At 56.7% G+C, this 1574-nt stretch carries 2 protein-coding genes; both read left to right on the top strand.

Annotation, left to right across the window (positions count from 1 at the left end):
* Window positions 1–1041: thiamine pyrophosphate-dependent enzyme (locus VU18_RS20245; protein WP_047758222.1), on the top strand; the 1041-nt coding region annotated here is incomplete at its 5' end.
* On the top strand, window positions 1020–1538 hold the full coding sequence (ilvN, locus tag VU18_RS11510; protein ID WP_011232136.1) for an acetolactate synthase small subunit: 519 nt from the start codon (window positions 1020–1022) through the stop codon (window positions 1536–1538). The genes VU18_RS20245 and ilvN, both read left to right, overlap by 22 nt.
* Window positions 1539–1574: the final 36 nt, after the last annotated feature.

Raw genomic sequence — 1574 nt, 5'->3', positions numbered from 1 at the left:
TCCAATGAATTGCGGCAATACGCCGAACAGCAAAACATTCCGGTCATTCATACGCTCCTTGGCCTTGGCGGTTTCCCGGCCGACCATCCGCTGTTTTTAGGCATGGCCGGCATGCACGGTACGTATACGGCGAATATGGCGCTGTGTGAATGCGATTTGCTCATCAACATCGGCGCCCGCTTCGATGACCGGGTCACCGGCAATTTAAAATATTTCGCGCCGAAAGCGACCGTCGCCCATATCGACATCGATCCGGCGGAAATCGGCAAAAACGTGCCGACGAAAATTCCAATCGTCAGCGATGCAAAAGCCGCCTTGCAAGAGCTGATCGCCCAGCAAGGCAAGCCGGCGGACACGGCGGCGTGGCTCACGCAGCTTGATGAATGGAAGCGGCGCTTCCCGCTCCATTATGAGCCGGAAGCCGGCACGATCAAACCGCAAAAACTGATCGAGATGATCTATGAAATGACAAACGGCGAGGCGATCGTGACGACGGACGTCGGCCAGCATCAAATGTGGGCGGCGCAATATTACAAGTTCAACCGGCCGCACCGGTGGGTGACGTCCGGGGGGCTCGGCACGATGGGCTTCGGGCTTCCGGCAGCGATCGGCGCCCAGCTCGCCGATCGGAGCGCTACGGTCGTTTCGATCGTCGGCGACGGCGGCTTCCAAATGACGTTCCAAGAACTGTCGGTCATCCAGGAGCTACGGCTGCCGATCAAAATCGTCATCGTCAACAACCAGGCGCTCGGCATGGTGCGGCAATGGCAGGAGCTGTTCTATGACAAACGGTACTCCCATTCGCTCATTCCGAACCAGCCGGATTTCGTCAAGCTTGCCGAAGCATACGGGATGCCAGGTCTGCGGGCGAAGACGGAGGCGGAAGCGGCCGAAGTGTTAAAACAAGCGTTTGCGATGGATGGGCCGGTGCTGCTTGATTTCCATGTCCGCGCCGACGAGAACGTCTATCCGATGGTGGCGCCCGGCAAAGGGCTTCATGAAATGGTGGGGGTGAAAGCATGCGAAGAATCATCACGATGACAGTCAACAACCGCCCCGGCGTCTTAAACCGCATTACCGGGTTGTTTACAAAGCGGCATTACAATATCGAAAGCATTACGGTCGGGCATACGGAAATCGAGGGCATTTCGCGGATGACGTTCGTCGTCAACGTTGACGATGAACGGACGGCGGAGCAAATCATTAAGCAGCTGAACAAGCAGATTGATGTGTTGAAGGTGAATGACATCACCGACCAAGCGATCGTCGCCCGCGAGCTGGCGCTCATTAAAGTTGCCGCTCCTCCGGCGGTCCGCCAGGAAATTTACACGCTCATCGAGCCGTTTCGCGCCTCGATCGTCGACGTAAGCAAAGACAGCCTCGTCATTCAAGTGACCGGCGAGCCGGAGAAAGTCGAGGCGTTGATTGAACTATTGCGCCCGTACGGCATTAAGGAAGTGGCGCGCACGGGAACGACCGCGTTCACCCGCGGGGCGCAAAAAGCGACGACGAATCAGAAAACGGCGTTCATTATTTAACAGCTATCATACAAAACAGCGCTGATTGCTTCATGG

The sequence above is a fragment of the Geobacillus sp. ZGt-1 genome, from assembly GCF_001026865.1.
In the GTDB taxonomy this organism is placed as follows: domain Bacteria; phylum Bacillota; class Bacilli; order Bacillales; family Anoxybacillaceae; genus Geobacillus; species Geobacillus thermoleovorans.
This window is presented reverse-complemented; position numbering and strand designations above follow the sequence as displayed.

Excerpts from the sequence above, each read along its gene's own strand:
- ilvN (WP_011232136.1), top strand. The coding sequence starts at position 1,020 with ATGCGAAGAATCATCACGATGACAGTCAACAACCGCCCCGGCGTCTTA.